Origin of the sequence: Microcoleus sp. B4-C2 (assembly GCF_036705265.1) — a bacterium.
In the GTDB taxonomy this organism is placed as follows: Bacteria; Cyanobacteriota; Cyanobacteriia; order Cyanobacteriales; family Microcoleaceae; genus Microcoleus.
This window is the reverse complement of the sequence record NZ_JAUBUB010000018.1, coordinates 21344-36817: the sequence shown is the minus strand read 5'-3', so window position 1 is coordinate 36817 and position 15474 is coordinate 21344. Positions and strand designations below refer to the sequence as shown.

The window sequence follows — 15474 nt, the reverse complement described above, 5'->3', positions numbered from 1 at the left end:
CAGTAACCTTTAGTTTTTCCCAAAACCTTTGCCGCGATTGATTGAAGGCATACAAAGACAGTTTTCGAGTTGCGATCGCAAAGTCTCGGTATCCAAACCCTGACCGATGAGAACAAGCTGGTTTTTGCGATCGCCTTTCCACTCGTCGTCGTCCATCGTAAATCGCTTGCCGCTCAAGTGAAAAATATGCCGTTTGGGACTTTCTTCAAACCACATAATTCCTTTCGCGCGAAACACATTTGTTGGCATTTGTTTGTCTAAGAAATATTGAAATTTTCTCAGAGAAAACGGCTTGTCACTCAGGAAGGAAATTGAGGTAAATCCGTCATTTTCTAAATGGTCGGAGTGGTCGTGATGGCTGTGGTCGTGATGGCTGTGGTCGTGATGGTCGTGATGGCTGTGGTCGTGATGGTCGTGATGGCTGTGGTCGTGATGGCTGTGGTCGTGATGTTCGTGATGTTCGTGGTCGTGACTGCTAGGAGTTTCTTCAGATTGGAAATATTTGTCGGATTCAAACAATCCGACGCTGAGGACAAGCGGTAGGGGAACTTGCGATTTTACTGTTCGCAGAATTCGAGCACCTTCTTTGACATCCCGAATCTTAACTTCCAACAAATCTAAATCTGCTTCTTCAACCAAATCAGTTTTGTTGAGGATAATTATATCGCCGTAAGCTATTTGACTGTAAGCTGCTTGAGAGTTGAATAAATCTAAGCTGTAGTTGGCTGCGTCTACTACTGTAACTATCGAATCGAGACGAGTCAGGTCGCGCAGTTCTGTTCCTAAAAAAGTCATTGCTACTGGCAGCGGGTCGGCGAGTCCGGTTGTTTCGACTACCAGATAATCGAGATTTTCTTGACGTTCCAGAACTTTGTAAACTGCATTAACTAAATCTTCATTAATAGTGCAGCAAATGCAGCCGTTGTTCAGCTCAACCATGTTGTCGTCGGTGGTGACAATCAGTTCGTTGTCGATGCCGATTTCGCCAAATTCATTTACCAAAACTGCTGTTTTCAAACCCTGCTGGTTGGTCAGGATGTGGTTGAGCAGGGTTGTTTTGCCGCTGCCGAGAAATCCTGTAATGATGGTAACGGGTAAGCCGTGTTTGGGAGCGTCCATCGCCGGTTCTGTCTCGGACTGAGTTGTAGATTGCATAGCTTGAATGTCAAATAATGTCGATCGCACTTTCTTTGTGGCTCTTATTGTATCTTAATTAGGACAAGGCCTGGTAAACCCAGTTTCTCGGAGAAATGTTGGGTTTGGTGGCATGGTATCTACGCATCAACCGGGAATCAGCCCGAGAGTGCAAAATAAGTGGGCCGCTAATTATCGGCAATTGTTAACGCGGTCGCACTTTTTTATTTTTTTGATAATTTTTTTTCCAGAGTACCTGTGGGAGTTAGCCTGCAACCAGTTTTCCCGGTAAATTCAGCAGCGACAAATTTGGGGCAAAGTCATGCTGAGTGCGATCGGCAAATTCCCGCTACTCTATAATAGTTTTAATTATCGAGCTGCGTAAAATATTTAAATCTCAATTAAAACAGGGCGGTGGCTAACAACAGCCACCGCCCTCAAGATAGTATTGCGCTATCTAAGTCTGTGCTTACGCAGGAAGCAAGACTGAATCAATAATGTGGATGACGCCATTATCAGCAGCAACATCGGCTGTTGTAACGGTAGAATCATTGATTTTGACGCCATTGGAAGCATCAATTTTAACTTCTGAACCTTCCACTGTCTTGGCAGATTTCAGCTTGACCACATCAGCGGCCATAACTTTGCCAGAAACGACATGATAAGTCAAGATTTTTGTCAGCTTAGGAATGTCCTTAAGCAGTGCTTCTACAGTACCTGCGGGAAGCTTAGCAAAAGCTTCGTCTGTAGGCGCAAAAACTGTGAAGGGGCCAGCGCCTTTGAGAGTATCTACTAAACCAGCGGCTTGGACGGCAGCAACTAGGGTAGTAAAAGAGCCTGCCGAAACGGCGGTATCAACGATGTCAGCCAAGTGAGTCACCTAGTTTTTGTAATCTGTAAATCACTATAACGCTAAAAAGTTAATTTAGCTACAGATATTTTTTCTCGTTCAGTTTGGTTTTCTTATATAAAATAGAACATTTTTTTATATATAACTCATGTCAGTAAATACCTACCTAAAGGTAGATTATAATTTACCGATTTTACTGTATTTTAATTTAGAAATGTAATCCTAAATACATTGGTAAGCCGATCGCCCCTGCGCGCTGTTTAAACTAAACGCAGGGGCGAGACAGCATCGCCCCTGCTACGACATTTTGATTGACTTGGCAAAATATTCAACTTTCAGCGCAGCGCTAACAGATTACAAAAGCCCGCCACCCCGACTGATGGCAACAGTTTGGGAAATCCCGATCTAAACTGTTAACAACCACTAACTAGCGGAAGGGTGACATGAGATACAAACTACTAGGTCACAGCGGACTTCGCGTTTCGGAAATCTGCCTCGGAACCATGACTTTTGGCGAAGATTGGGGTTGGGGCGGTTCCTACGACGAAAGCCGGAAAATGTTCGACGCCTTTGCAGAAGCCGGCGGCAATTTCATTGATACCGCGAATCTCTACACCAACGGTACTAGCGAAAAATATGTCGGTGAGTTCATCGGGACCGATCGCGAAAAATGGGTAGTTGCCACTAAGTATAGCCTCAACATGAAGAATGGCGAAATCAATGGTTTTGGCAACCACCGCAAAAATATGGTGCAAGCAGTAGAGGCAAGTTTGAAGCGATTGCAAGTTGAATACATAGATTTGCTGTGGCTGCACGCTTGGGATTTTACCACACCCGTCGAAGAAGTAATGCGCGCTTTTGACGATTTGGTACGCGCCGGCAAAGTTCTTTACATCGGCATTTCCGATACGCCGGCTTGGATTATTTCTCAAGCAAATACGATCGCCAACCTGCGCGGTTGGACACCATTTATCGGCTTGCAAATCGAATATTCTTTAAAAGAGCGAACTCCTGAACGGGACTTGATCCCTATGGCAAAAGCCTTTGATATTGGCGTCACAGCTTGGAGTCCCCTAGCAGGCGGTTTGCTAACAGGAAAATACAACACTTCAGAAACAGCCAGCGAAGCTAAACGCCTTAATTCACCTGAATCGGGAAAAATTAACGAACGAGACCTCAAAATTGCTGACGAAGTTAGCAAAATAGCAGCCGAAATTGGCAAACCTGCTTCTCAAGTAGCCCTAAATTGGCTGATCCAACAGCCAGTCGAAGTTATTCCGATTGTGGGTTCGCGCAAACTCTCGCAACTTCAGGAAAATCTGGCTTGTTTGGAGTTTGAATTAACCCCCGAACAAATGCAGCAGTTAAACAAAGTAAGTGCAATTGAATTGGGTTTCCCTCACGATTTCTTAAAGAGTTCAACGGTGCAAGATTTTGCCTTTGGAGGAGGAATCGCTAAAATTGACAGCCGCCGACTGTAAAGTTGCTGCTATTTTCTAGTTGCGGGTTTACGTGGATATTTGGCGTTTGATTGCAGATATCGGCGAACCCGCCCTTAGAGGGATGATTGACATTGGTGCTGTGGGCGCGAGATTAAACTGACGCCCACAGCGCAAATGTCATCATCTTGGTTTCTTGGCATATACTCGCGCAAAATCTTAGGTTTATCGTTGCCGTTACCTGTTTTATTTGATATTGTTGAGACAGGTGATATTGTGTCAGTTTAACCCCACTGCATAAACTGTTAATTGTTAATCTATCGGAAGTTAGAAATCTTTGACGAAACTGTGTATATTCGGATACAAATTTTCCAAGTTAGCGATCGGATGAGTTAAAAAAAGCAAGGTTTGTCAAATCAAAAAGCAACATAAACTTGATGGCAAATTTTCTCTCATCTTCAAATAAAGCAATAAAACTCGCTCTTTTTTCACCCCGTACCTGCCAGTTAAGAGTCATTTTACAAGGTCGATCGGCATTTTAAAGGCTTTTGAACCCAGCGTGCAAGCTAGGTGTCTCCTGAGATAAAAGTCATCCTTCAGATAGAAGTTAGGGCAGAAAAACTGGGTTACATTTAACAACAATAGCAAGTCTAACAATATTAACTTATCTCAAACTTTCAATTCTGAAAAAAGCAGATAAGCCGGTTTTTACCGCAGCTAAACAGTTTCTTTGTTTGGCTCACTGAATGCGGCGCTTGCTCGTCAATAAAAGTTCTCAGATTTATGCTTGCGACTTTCAGTAAGACCCTGCTGAGAAATATATCCTCTTGACCAATTTTAACTGACAAATTTTCATTGACAAATTCCAGAGGCTAATATGTCGCCCCCAGAAAACTCAGTAAACAATAATTATAGCAATAAAGATCGAGCATGGGAGATCCGATTTACCTCTATAGATCCAGCAAAATCCCCCTCTCAATTCGCTGCATCGCCCGCAGTGCGAGCCAACTTATCAAACACTGAGGCTTTAGATGCACCAGATTTAGTTTGCCTGTCTCATTTGCGGTGGAATTTTGTCTATCAGCGTCCGCAACATCTATTGAGTCGCTGTGCCAAAAAACGTCGCGTATTCTTTGTAGAAGAACCAGTTTTTAGTGAGGCTACAGATTGGTGGCTGGATGTCAGCATCCACGAAAGCGGAGTCTGGGTAATAGTACCGCACCTGAGCGAAGGAACCAGCGAAGCAACAGCACAAACTGCTCAGCAAGCCATGCTAGATGATTTGTTTCGAGCGGCAGAAATTAGCCAGTACATTCTGTGGTATTACACACCAATGGCTGTCACTTTCACAAGCCACTTAAAGCCACTAGCTGTAGTCTACGACTGCATGGATGAACTGTCAGCATTTCAAGGCGCGCACCCGGATTTAAAAGCCAATGAAAACCAATTATTAAAGCGCGCCAGCGTAGTATTTACCGGGGGACACAACCTTTACGAAGCCAAACAGCACCAGCACCCAAACATTCACCCCTTCCCCAGCAGCATCGAAAAAGAACACTTTGCGACAGCCAGGAACCTTTCAGAAGAACCGGCGGATCAAAAAGACATTCCTCACCCGCGTTTGGGATTTTATGGCGTCATAGACGAACGCATGGATATCGAACTGCTGGCGGGCATGGCCCAAGCAAGGCCGGACTGGCATTTAGTCATCATTGGCCCGGTGGTGAAAATCGATCGGGCAACTCTGCCAACTCACCCAAATATCCACTATCTCGGTGGCAAATCTTATCAAGAATTGCCAGCGTATCTTGGCGGATGGGATATCGCCATGCTGCCTTTTGCGATTAACGAATCGACTAAGTTTATTAGTCCCACGAAAACTCCCGAATACCTCGCTGCCGGCAAACCTGTGATTTCTACTCCTATCCGCGACGTGGTGCGGCCCTACGGAGAAAACGGCTTGGTTCGGATTGCTAGCAATTGGGAAGAATTCGTTGCTTGTGCCGAAGAAATCCTTAACGAAAGTTCGGACGTTCGCACCAAGTGGCTGAGTGAAGTAGATGCCTTTTTAGCAGACAATTCTTGGGACAATACCTGGGGCGAAATGCTGGGCTTGATCGAAAGTGCGATCGACGAGAAACGGCAGAAAGCCGAAGGCAGAATGAAAGTTTTAAGTTAGGAATGTTGAGGTTGAAGTTAAAGAGTTACACTTTACAGATTCAAAAATTAGCACTCAACATTCCTCGCTGTATCTCCAATTACCAATTATTCCTTACCCTTACCCTTACCCACAATCAGAGGTGTTTTAATGTTTGACTATTTAATCGTCGGAGCCGGATTTGCAGGTAGCGTCATTGCCGAAAGACTAGCAAATGAGGCCGGAAAAACAGTTCTGATAATTGATACCCGCAACCACATCGGCGGTAACGCATACGATCACTACGACAATCATGGCATCCTCGTACACAAATACGGCCCCCACATTTTTCACACCAATTCGCGCCCTGTTTTCGAGTATCTTTCGCGGTTCACCGAGTGGCGGCCCTACGAACACCGCGTCCTCGCCAGCGTTGACGGTCAACTGCTGCCAATTCCGATCAATCTCAACACCGTAAACAAACTTTACGGACTGAATCTCACCTCATTTGAAGTTGAAGATTTCTTCGCAAAAGTAGCAGAACCAAAGGATTACATTCGCACTTCCGAAGATGTCGTTGTCAGCAAAGTCGGTCGCGAACTTTACGAAAAATTCTTCCGCAACTACACCCGCAAACAGTGGGGAATGGACCCGTCGGAACTCGACAACTCAGTGATTGCGCGCGTACCTACTCGCACTAACCGGGACGATCGCTATTTTACCGATACCTATCAAGCAATGCCCCTGCACGGCTACACTCGGATGTTTGAAAAGATGCTTTCTCACCCAAACATCAAGGTGATGCTGAATACCGACTACCGGGAGATTGAGGGTTTTATTCCTTACGGGGAAATGATTTACACCGGGCCAGTCGATTCCTATTTCAATTATTGCTACGGCAAACTTCCTTACCGTTCCTTGGAATTTAAGCACGAAACACTGAACGTAGCCGTACACCAAGAAGCACCGGTGGTAAATTACCCCAACGAGCATTTATATACTCGCTGCACCGAGTTTAAATACCTCACCGGACAAGAGCATCTAAAAACTAGCATTGTCTACGAATATCCCCAAGCTGAGGGAGACCCTTACTACCCGGTTCCGCGTCCAGAAAATGCCGAAATTTATAAGAAATATAAGGCTTTGGCTGATGCAACTCCGGGAGTCTCTTTCGTCGGAAGGCTGGCGACTTACAGGTATTACAACATGGATCAAGTAGTCGCTCAAGCTCTAACAACTTACACGCAAATTACTACCAAGCCGATGATTGAATTGGTAGAAAATGTTAACGGTTCTGCCTCTAATGTCAGCTCATCCAATGGAGTCGCCCATCGCCCAGCCGCAGCTTCTCTAGAAGTCGCTGCTGTCAACAACGGCAACGGCAACGGCAACGGTAAATCTCCTAGTAAGTAGCTGGAAGCTGCGAGTTACGGGTAAAAAGGTAAGGTGCTCTATGAGCACCTTACTCGGTTTTCATCAAAAGTTATTTAATAATTCAAACAAGCATTGAGGTAAAAATGAACGTTCTAGTTAAAATTATTTTGTCTCATGAGGTTTTGGAAATTTCTCAGTTTGCTCAGTTTCAGAAAGAAATACAGCGCCTCATTGAAAGCGGTGGCAAAATTCTGATGCTGGATTTCTCTAAAATCAATTTCCTGAAAAATTCCGAGTTAATGGCTGTAGTGGCGATCGTAAAATTAGTGAGAGACAGCCAATGTATACTTTTGATCTCTGCCATGAGCGAACAAGTTAGAATTCTATTTGAACTCACGGGACTACAGCAAATATTTCAGTGTTTGCCGTTTGCAGAAGAATTTTCTCTCACAAGTGAGCTAACTGAACAGTTAGGAGGTTTGCCAAGTCTTGCTAGCTAGAGGGAGAGGGAGAGTGGGGGATAGGAAAAATCTTCCTGGTTTATTCTTTTTTCTTCTGACTAATGACTTCAGCACAAGAGAGCCTTCAGATGAGGCTGTTTTAATAGGCAGAACTTTTGCAAATTAATCAGCAAAAAACTTGTCAAAGTGGGGGTAATTGTAGCTAACCTATAAATATAACTTTGGGTAGATGTGCCGATGAGTTGGTTAGGTAGAGAACTAGAAAATTGCGAGATAGAAGAGTCTGCAACTCTTGATAGTAAGGTGACAGTTCAAGGACGGAAAACAGGTTATCCGCGCCCCCAACTGCGCCGGAGCAACTGGATTTGTCTCAATGGTCAGTGGAGGTTTGCTTACGATGACGCGGGCCACTGCGTGCAGCCGATCGATATTTCTGAGTGGACTCACACTATAGAAGTGCCGTTTGCTCCAGAATCGGCAAAAAGCGGGATCGGCGACACGAATTTTCACCCCAACTGCTGGTATGAACGCGAATTTGACGTACCCCACACAGAAGGCAGAGTTCTCCTCCACTTTGGGGCCGTAGACTACCGCGCCCGCGTCTGGGTGAACGGTCAGTTTGTCATCGAACACGAAGGCGGACACACTCCTTTCACCGCAGACATTACAGCAATTGTGAACCTCAACGGGATGCAGCGGGTGACAGTCTGGGCCCACGACGACCCGCAAGATTTGGAGCAACCGCGGGGCAAGCAAGACTGGCAAATAGAGCCCCACAGTATTTGGTATCCGCGCACGACCGGCATTTGGCAGACAGTCTGGGTAGAATTGGTGCCTCACACTTATATCGAGCGCATCCGCTGGACTCCCCAGTTTGAACGCTGGGAAATCGGTTTTGAAGCGTTTGTCGCGGGCGATCGCCAGTCGGGAATCCAGATTAAAGTTAAACTGTCGATCGGCTGTTTGTTGCTAGTCAACGACACCTACGAAGTCCTCAACGGCGAAATCCACCGTCGCATCGCCCTCTCCGACCCTGGTATCGACGACTACCGTAACGAATTGCTGTGGAGTCCCGAAAAACCGACGCTAATTAACGCCCAAGTGCAGTTGTGGGCGGACGGCAAATTGCTCGACGAGGTTAAATCTTATACCGCCATGCGGACGGTCAGCATCCAGCGCGATCGCTTCATGCTAAACGGCCGCCCCTACTATTTGCGACTGGTGCTCGACCAAGGTTACTGGCCCGACACCATGATGACGGCCCCTTCCGACGAAGCTTTGCGCCACGATGTCGAATTAGTCAAAGCAATGGGTTTCAACGGCGTCCGCAAGCACCAAAAAATCGAAGACCCCCGATTTTTGTACTGGGCTGACGTGCTGGGGCTCCTAGTTTGGGAAGAAATGCCCAGCGCCTACCGCTTCACTCCCAAAGCCGTGCAACGGCTGACGCGGGAGTGGACAGAAGTCATTGAGCGCGACGGCAGCCACCCCTGTATCGTAGTGTGGGTGCCGTTCAACGAATCCTGGGGAGTTCCGAATTTAGTTGAAGCGGCAGCCCACCGCAACTACGTGCAAGCGCTGTATTTCTTGACAAAAACCCTCGATTCGACTCGTCCCGTCATCGGTAACGACGGCTGGGAAAGCATCGATACCGACATCCTGGCGATTCACGACTACGACAACAATCCGCAAACCCTAGCCAAGCGCTACGGGCCCGAAGTCCAGCTAGCCGATTTGTTCGATCGCGGGCGTCCGGGAGGGCGCATCCTCACCCTCGACGGGCACCCGCACCAAGGACAGCCGATGATGCTGACAGAATTCGGTGGCATTGCCTGCGCCGGTCGCGAAAACCCCGATTTTTACAGGGTTTGGGGCTACGTGCGCGCGTCGGACACGCTGGAACTGCAAAGGCGCTACAGCGCGCTGTTGAAGGTGGTAAACCGAGTGGAAATGTTCAGCGGATTTTGTTACACGCAGTTGACCGATACTTTCCAAGAAGCTAACGGTTTGCTGTATGCCGATCGCACTCCCAAGTTTCCCCTAGAGGTGATCGCGGCGGCAACTCTCGGCTGGGATATTCCCGAAGAAAGTTCACAGCCGCAAGCTATTACTCAGTGCTAATCGGGCATGGGGCATGGGGCATGGGGCATGGGGGATCGGTTATTAGTTATTAGTTATTAGTTATTAGTTATTAGTTAACAATTACCAATTTCTAAATTCCTAATGCCCAATGCCCAATGCCCCATGCCCAATGCCTAATGCCCAATGCCCAATGACCCATTACCCATTCGATTGATGTTTCAAAGTTTTTTCATGGGCGGATTTGAATGTTCCACCCACAGAGTGCAATCTGGAAAACGCCTCGATGTCACAGCCGCCACCGGCCACGATAAATTTGCAGCAGCCGACTACCAACGCTTGCAGGAACAAGGCATTTACACAGTCCGCGAAGGCCTCCGCTGGCACTTAATTGAACAGTCGCCCGGAAAATACGATTTTTCCAGTTCCCTGCCAATTATCCGCGCCGCCCGCGACATGAAAATGCAGGTAATTTGGGATTTGTTTCACTACGGCTGGCCTGACGATATTGATATTTTCAGTCCCGAATTTGTGTCCAGGTTTGCAAGCATGGTGCGCGCTTTTATGGAAGTGCTAACGAACGAAACAGACCAAACACCTTTCGTGACACCTGTCAATGAAATTTCATTTATTGCTTGGGCAGGCGGCGATGTCGCCTACATCAATCCGTTCGCAAAAGGGCGGGGAGACGAGCTAAAAGTCCAGTTAATCAAAGCTGCGATCGCCGCGATAGAATCAGTTTGGGAAGTTAATCCCAACACCCGGATCGTTCAAATCGATCCCACAATTAACATTATTGCTGACCCTGACAAACCGGAGGATCGGGACGCGGCGGAAGGTTATCGCTTATCTCAATATCAAGCTTGGGATATGTTGGCTGGACGTTTTCGCCCGGAACTTGGCGGTAAGGAAAAATATCTCGATATTATTGGGGTGAATTATTACGATCGCAATCAGTGGATTCACAATGAAGACCCAATGAAATACACCGATCCGCTGTACCGCCCGTTTCGCGAACTGCTGCAAGAAGTTTTTGAGCGCTACCGCCGCCCCTTATTCGTAGCAGAAACAGGGACTGAAGACGATTTTAGACCTGTCTGGTTTAATTATGTGTGCACTGAGGTAATGGCGGCGATGAAAGCAGGAGTTCCGATAGAGGGAATCTGCTTGTATCCGATTGTTAACCATCCGGGTTGGGATGACGACAGGCACTGTTACAATGGTTTGTGGGATTATTGCAATGAATCGGGCGATCGGGAAATTTACCAGCCTTTGGCGGATGAATTGCAGTTTCAAAGGCAGCAGATTGAACCGTTGCTGAAGTTGCAGAATTGATAGCTGCGATCTAATTCTTTAGGGTGCGCTGCGGCGCACCTTATACTAAATCTGCGTTAACAATACTAAATTTGATTTCCTTTGTATTCGCTCAACCCAGCATAAAAGAGTCAAGCTCATCTACATTGTGAATAATCTTGGAATCAGGAACGCCATAGGCTTCAGCTAATTCGATACTAGCTTGCAATCTCAAGTCAAGGTTTAAGTTACGATCGAAAGCTGCTTCTGCTAAATTGCCCAGTCGTTCGTAGGTAGAAACAAGATTAGCAACAACTCCCTTGTAAGCTCGGTCAATTTGAGCGAGGGACTGCTGATAATATTGTTCTACTTGTCGAGCAAGATGAGTGTCTTCCCCCAATAACTGCTTGCAAAAACCAGTCACGATTCGACCCGCGATCGCACCAATGACAGCGCCAACAACAGGAATCGGAATCAAAGCTTGTCCGATAGTAGCTCCAGCAGCAACAATGGCTGAATCAGCACAAGCAAATAAACTTAATTCAACGAATTGATCGGCAGTAATTTCCCCTCGGTTCAAACTACCGACTAAACTAGCAACTTCCAAGCCTGCACTCACAAAAGCACCAGCTAAAGGTGCAGACATTTGGGTAAAATTGGTTAACCCATAAATAACTGTTGCCGATATACCACTAAGTGCAGCTCCTTTTGCGGTATCAATTCCAATTTCTTGCCAGTCTTCGGGGGTTAACTCACCCTTAAAAACGTTTTTACCTTGCTTATACTTAGCGTAAAGCTTAGTAGCAAATCGAATACTACCACCAATAACCGCGCCTTTAACAGCAACGTTACCAAAATCAGCCAGAGTAGGTTGAGCCTCGTAGCGTATCCCATCCTTAATTTGTTTGTGTTCTTGCTTTAATTCATGCTCTTTGCGGTCTAGCGTATCGTCAACTTTGCCTATTTGCACATCTTCATAGTTAGACGATCCAGCTTGAACAGTCTGACTGAAAGGACGACCCGACATCTGCTCTATTTCTTGAGCTTTTTCTTGTATTTTTTGAGCAGTACGACTTGTTATTCCCTCGACTTGTTGCCCTTTCAATATTTTATCAATAATTTCATATTGGTTTTTAGGGATATGGTAATATGACCCATCTCTGCCAAAGTTTTCGTATTTCTTCATGTGGTCGAGAACGTGGTCTAAATTATTGCCAACCCCATTCACAAATTTAGACTGTACTTTAATACCATCAATTAAATAATCTTCCGGTGCTGTTCTACCCACTCCCTCAAAAGTAGCGCGAGTTTCAGAGGAGTTCAAAAGAGATTTTGCATTGCGAATACCAACTTCCACTTGCTCAGCTATTTCACCGTGTTTTGTGCTTGTGTTTCCCAGAATTTTTTCGGGACTACCTACAAAATCACGAACTTTATCAATCTCTCCGACCGCTGCAAAAAACGCTCGGTCTTGTTTACTGAGTTCCGTTGCAAGCTGTTCTGCATGGCGCAGATTTTCCTGGGCTACTATTGCAGCAACGAATTGAGTTGTCAGATGTCTATCTTCTCTGTTTTCCATGTTTAAAAAAATAGCAGCATTACTCCCTAATTGCTAGAGGATAATGCTGCACTCCAAATTATAATTACATTTTCAGGTCTACGGTCTTTTTAATAGACTCGCTCAGGGAAGTAATGGAATTGATTAAAGTCCCCAGCCTTTGTTTGAGAGCTTGGCTAAAATTCAGGTAATTCAAAGGTGCATTCTGCTTGAAGTATTGCAGTTCACTTTGAATCAAGTTAGCTAGTTTGACAGTTTCCCCCTCAAGAAGATTGACTTCTTTCTTGGTTATGTTGACTTTAGCTGTGTCACCTTCAATTTCAAGAGCGCGGTTGTTGGCTTCGTTCCCAATTTTCTCATTCTCGCTACTTGTCCAAAAAGCACTACCAGCCAAAGCTACACCACCAATCCCCCAGCCAATCGGCCCTGCTAGTGCCAGCAGTGCATTTCCAGCCACCATACCGCCACCACCCACAGTAAGAGCGCCACCTCCTAACCAGGCTAAAGCAGCATTAACGGCGGCTGCACCGGAAAGAGAAGCAATCGCAGTACCTGTTGAGGCTGTTCCAAAAGTTGTGGCAATTGCCATTGCTGCTGCTGGCCCAAAACAGGCAACTCCTGCTCCAGCCATGACTCCGGCACCACCTGCTGCGGCGGCTACATTGCTGTTATGAGCCGAATAAATTAGATCCCAATCTTCGCCAGTAATTTCCTTGAGCTGAAACTTCAGTTTTGTAACAACTTTGCTAAATTCTTTTGGCGAATTGGCCAGCGTGTTAATGTAATTTTCGCATAGTTGGATAATCTCAACCCCACGATTAACTCGCGTTTGATAAAGACTTCCAGCGGCATTTTGTAAATACTCACAATCTCTTTGGTACTTTTCTACTGCACGGCGCAGTTTCTCTTGTGCCTCTTTTTTGTATTCGTGGTTAAACATTTACGGGTAAATACCTAATTATGAGGAGTTTGTGTTGATAACTCTGTCCAGCAGATAACTCTACCGCGCAAGCAGTGAGCCTTCCCCCGATTCCAGGTGTAAAATTAATCACGATCCTGCTTTCCCTGATCCTAATCTAACTACCTTTAACAAAGAAACTAATAAGCATTAGGAATCGTGTTAGACTTTGATTATAAAAAATCCAGAAACCTATCCCCTGCAATGGCATCCTCTAACGATCGCTTCCCCGAAGCTGCCCGCGACTGGGACTTAGAAACTCTTTACACAGACCTAGCATCCGCCAAGGGAAAGCGGCTCACGCCCACAGAGAAACAACATCTACGGGGTCTACTCTGCGGCTACAGTCCCGCCGAAATTGCCGAAAGACTCAGTAAAAACCCCAAGGGAATTGCCGTAGATTTCTGTAATACTTTATACCAATACGTAAAAAATCTTGTAGGTAAAGCTGATGAAAAAGTAGAAAACTGGAGGAAGATTTGTGAATGGCTGGAGGACGCAGGATATAAAACTCAGCCATCTGCCGAACCTGAATCAGGTGATTGTTTACCAATAAAATTCTTAATAAAAAAAGCAAATGTAGTTGTTGATAAAAATCAAATCATAGTTGATATAAACCTGCGAATAGTCGCCTCCTCACCTTCAGAAATTCCCATTATAGAAAACTTCGATATCAATGGCAATGGTGCAAACTAACGAAAGTGCGATCGAACTGAGATGTTGCACCATTCTCAATTACTTGTTTATGAACAGGCAAGATGCCTGTTCCACAAGAAAATTCACTCTTTGTGGAACAGGCATCTTGCCTGTTCTTGAGAATGGTGCAAGATGTGCGATCAAATCAGCTTAATGTTAAACCGAATAGCAATAAGGGCGGGCAAAATGCCCACCCCACATACTAGATATCAATTTGATATCAGACTTAAATTTTCAATACCCCCAGGGGAATTCGAATCCCCGTCGCATCCGTGAAAGGGATGTGTCCTAGGCCTCTAGACGATGGGGGCGGGTCGTTGCGTTTGCTTGTGTTCCGCACCTTTATTACCTTAACTAATCTTTCCCAATCTGTCAACTACTTTGCGAAACTTTTTTTTCTACTCGTCCCAAAGCACGTCACAGTAGGCTTTGAGGATGGCCGCGCAATTGCCGATCGCCCCGAGATGAGCAATTTCAAAGCCGTGGGTGTTCTGGGTGGGGAAAGCCAAACAAGCGGCGCGGGCTACGTGGCCGAACTTCATGGCGATCGAAGCATCGCTCCCAAAACCGCTAATTACGGCCAACTGCACCTCTACATCGGCTGCTGCTGCGGCTGCGCGCAATTGGGCGTTCAATCCTTCATCGTAGACTCCGTAGCCGTCCTGAACCAGCAAAACCGGGTTTTCGCTGTCACGAATCGGGTATTCCGGCGCCAGAGGGCAAATTTCCAAAGCGATCAGCGCGTCCAACGGCTGGCGCTGCGTGAAATACAAAGCTCCGATCGCCCCAACCTCCTCCTTCGCCGACGCTACCAAATAAACATTCACCGCAGGCTCTTTCAAACATTCCGCCAGAGCCAGCAAAATCGCCACTGAAGCCTTGTTGTCCAGAGTGTAGCTCGCGATCCAATCCTTCAACCGCAGCGGGCGCTTGCGGTGCTTTCCCACCACCATCCGCGTGCCCGGTCGAATTCCGGCCTCGGCTAATTCCTCGGCGGTACACTTAGTTTCGATCCAGGCATTTTCCCACTTTAAAGAAACATCTTCCTGCTGAGCTTTCTGAGGAGATTCGTGAGAAACATGGCGGGAACCGAAGCTGAGAATGCCGCTAATTGTTTGCTTGTCTCCGAGCAAATCCACCACGCCTTCGCCGTAAACCCAAGGAAACGAGCCGCCCAATCTGCGGACTTCCACGCGGCCACTCTCGCCTATTGTTTTAACTAGGGCCCCAATTTCGTCTTTGTGGGCGGTAATGGCGATCGACTTTTCGGGATTGCGACCCTTAATTAGGGCGATGGCATTGTCCGCGCGATCGACCCAAGCATTCACTCCCAGGGCGGCGAATTTTTCCATCAACCGCTGGTTAATTTCCGATTCCGCACCGCTGGGTGAGTGCAGCATTACTAATTCTTCGATTGTTTGGAACAGGCGATCGAACTCTAACATTTTTTATTTTCGTTTTTAGGAGCGAATTTTGACGACATATATTAAAGCAC

The 15474-nt window shown here is 46.3% G+C and carries 13 protein-coding genes and 1 tRNA gene; 8 read left to right on the top strand and 6 right to left on the bottom strand.

Going from position 1 to position 15474, the window contains the following annotated elements; translation table 11 throughout:
• Positions 1-9: 9 nt before the first annotated feature.
• Both QUB20_RS08590 and QUB20_RS08585 read right to left on the bottom strand, forming a co-directional pair.
• On the bottom strand, positions 10-1155 hold the full coding sequence (locus tag QUB20_RS08590; protein WP_333248134.1) for a GTP-binding protein: 1146 nt from the start codon (positions 1153-1155) through the stop codon (positions 10-12).
• A 448-nt stretch (positions 1156-1603) separates the two neighbouring features.
• On the bottom strand, positions 1604-2005 hold the full coding sequence (locus tag QUB20_RS08585) for a fasciclin domain-containing protein (protein ID WP_333053794.1): 402 nt from the start codon (positions 2003-2005) through the stop codon (positions 1604-1606).
• Positions 2006-2427: 422 nt separating this feature from the next.
• Between QUB20_RS08585 and QUB20_RS08580 the strand changes: the two genes are divergently transcribed.
• From QUB20_RS08580 to QUB20_RS08555, 6 genes are all read left to right on the top strand, one after another.
• The gene (locus QUB20_RS08580; RefSeq protein WP_333248132.1) at positions 2428-3465 is read left to right on the top strand and encodes an aldo/keto reductase; all 1038 of its coding nucleotides are present in this window, start codon (positions 2428-2430) and stop codon (positions 3463-3465) included.
• Between the two features lie 835 nt (positions 3466-4300).
• A complete protein-coding gene (locus tag QUB20_RS08575) occupies positions 4301-5602 on the top strand; it encodes a glycosyltransferase family 1 protein (protein ID WP_333248130.1) in 1302 nt (433 codons plus the stop codon).
• A gap of 129 nt (positions 5603-5731) precedes the next feature.
• Positions 5732-6973 (top strand): UDP-galactopyranose mutase, encoded by a 1242-nt coding sequence (gene glf / locus QUB20_RS08570; RefSeq protein ID WP_333248128.1) that lies wholly within the window; start codon positions 5732-5734, stop codon positions 6971-6973.
• Between the two features lie 104 nt (positions 6974-7077).
• Positions 7078-7434, top strand: a complete 357-nt coding sequence (locus tag QUB20_RS08565) for an STAS domain-containing protein (RefSeq protein ID WP_333248126.1) — start codon at positions 7078-7080, stop codon at positions 7432-7434.
• A gap of 198 nt (positions 7435-7632) precedes the next feature.
• On the top strand, positions 7633-9516 hold the full coding sequence (locus QUB20_RS08560) for a glycoside hydrolase family 2 TIM barrel-domain containing protein (RefSeq protein WP_333248124.1): 1884 nt from the start codon (positions 7633-7635) through the stop codon (positions 9514-9516).
• 174 nt (positions 9517-9690) lie between these two features.
• Positions 9691-10809: a beta-glucosidase gene (locus tag QUB20_RS08555; RefSeq protein WP_333291293.1), complete on the top strand. Its 1119-nt coding sequence runs from the start codon at positions 9691-9693 to the stop codon at positions 10807-10809.
• A 91-nt stretch (positions 10810-10900) separates the two neighbouring features.
• Here the strand turns inward: QUB20_RS08555 and QUB20_RS08550 are convergent, their stop codons facing one another.
• Positions 10901-12346 carry a hypothetical protein gene (locus QUB20_RS08550; protein WP_333248120.1) on the bottom strand — a complete coding sequence of 482 codons (1446 nt, stop codon included), beginning with the start codon at positions 12344-12346 and terminating at the stop codon, positions 10901-10903.
• Positions 12347-12410: 64 nt separating this feature from the next.
• A complete protein-coding gene (locus QUB20_RS08545) occupies positions 12411-13265 on the bottom strand; it encodes a hypothetical protein (protein WP_333248118.1) in 855 nt (284 codons plus the stop codon).
• A gap of 222 nt (positions 13266-13487) precedes the next feature.
• On the opposite strand from QUB20_RS08545, the gene QUB20_RS08540 reads away from it, so the two are divergent.
• Together QUB20_RS08540 and QUB20_RS08535 are read left to right on the top strand one after the other, a co-directional pair.
• A complete protein-coding gene (locus QUB20_RS08540) occupies positions 13488-13979 on the top strand; it encodes a helix-turn-helix domain-containing protein (protein WP_333211210.1) in 492 nt (163 codons plus the stop codon).
• Positions 13980-14041: 62 nt separating this feature from the next.
• Positions 14042-14185 (top strand): hypothetical protein, encoded by a 144-nt coding sequence (locus QUB20_RS08535; protein WP_333291291.1) that lies wholly within the window; start codon positions 14042-14044, stop codon positions 14183-14185.
• A 32-nt stretch (positions 14186-14217) separates the two neighbouring features.
• On the opposite strand, the gene QUB20_RS08530 is transcribed toward QUB20_RS08535, so the two are convergent.
• Positions 14218-14290 (bottom strand) — tRNA-Glu (locus QUB20_RS08530).
• Between the two features lie 87 nt (positions 14291-14377).
• Positions 14378-15424 carry a M42 family peptidase gene (locus QUB20_RS08525; protein ID WP_333248116.1) on the bottom strand — a complete coding sequence of 349 codons (1047 nt, stop codon included), beginning with the start codon at positions 15422-15424 and terminating at the stop codon, positions 14378-14380.
• Positions 15425-15474: the final 50 nt, after the last annotated feature.

Excerpts from the sequence above, each read along its gene's own strand:
- QUB20_RS08590 (WP_333248134.1), bottom strand. The coding sequence starts at position 1,155 with ATGCAATCTACAACTCAGTCCGAGACAGAACCGGCGATGGACGCTCCC.
- QUB20_RS08580 (WP_333248132.1), top strand. The coding sequence starts at position 2,428 with ATGAGATACAAACTACTAGGTCACAGCGGACTTCGCGTTTCGGAAATC.
- QUB20_RS08575 (WP_333248130.1), top strand. The coding sequence starts at position 4,301 with ATGTCGCCCCCAGAAAACTCAGTAAACAATAATTATAGCAATAAAGAT.
- glf (WP_333248128.1), top strand. The coding sequence starts at position 5,732 with ATGTTTGACTATTTAATCGTCGGAGCCGGATTTGCAGGTAGCGTCATT.
- QUB20_RS08565 (WP_333248126.1), top strand. The coding sequence starts at position 7,078 with ATGAACGTTCTAGTTAAAATTATTTTGTCTCATGAGGTTTTGGAAATT.
- QUB20_RS08560 (WP_333248124.1), top strand. The coding sequence starts at position 7,633 with ATGAGTTGGTTAGGTAGAGAACTAGAAAATTGCGAGATAGAAGAGTCT.
- QUB20_RS08555 (WP_333291293.1), top strand. The coding sequence starts at position 9,691 with ATGTTTCAAAGTTTTTTCATGGGCGGATTTGAATGTTCCACCCACAGA.
- QUB20_RS08550 (WP_333248120.1), bottom strand. The coding sequence starts at position 12,346 with ATGGAAAACAGAGAAGATAGACATCTGACAACTCAATTCGTTGCTGCA.
- QUB20_RS08545 (WP_333248118.1), bottom strand. The coding sequence starts at position 13,265 with ATGTTTAACCACGAATACAAAAAAGAGGCACAAGAGAAACTGCGCCGT.
- QUB20_RS08540 (WP_333211210.1), top strand. The coding sequence starts at position 13,488 with ATGGCATCCTCTAACGATCGCTTCCCCGAAGCTGCCCGCGACTGGGAC.
- QUB20_RS08535 (WP_333291291.1), top strand. The coding sequence starts at position 14,042 with ATGCCTGTTCCACAAGAAAATTCACTCTTTGTGGAACAGGCATCTTGC.
- QUB20_RS08525 (WP_333248116.1), bottom strand. The coding sequence starts at position 15,424 with ATGTTAGAGTTCGATCGCCTGTTCCAAACAATCGAAGAATTAGTAATG.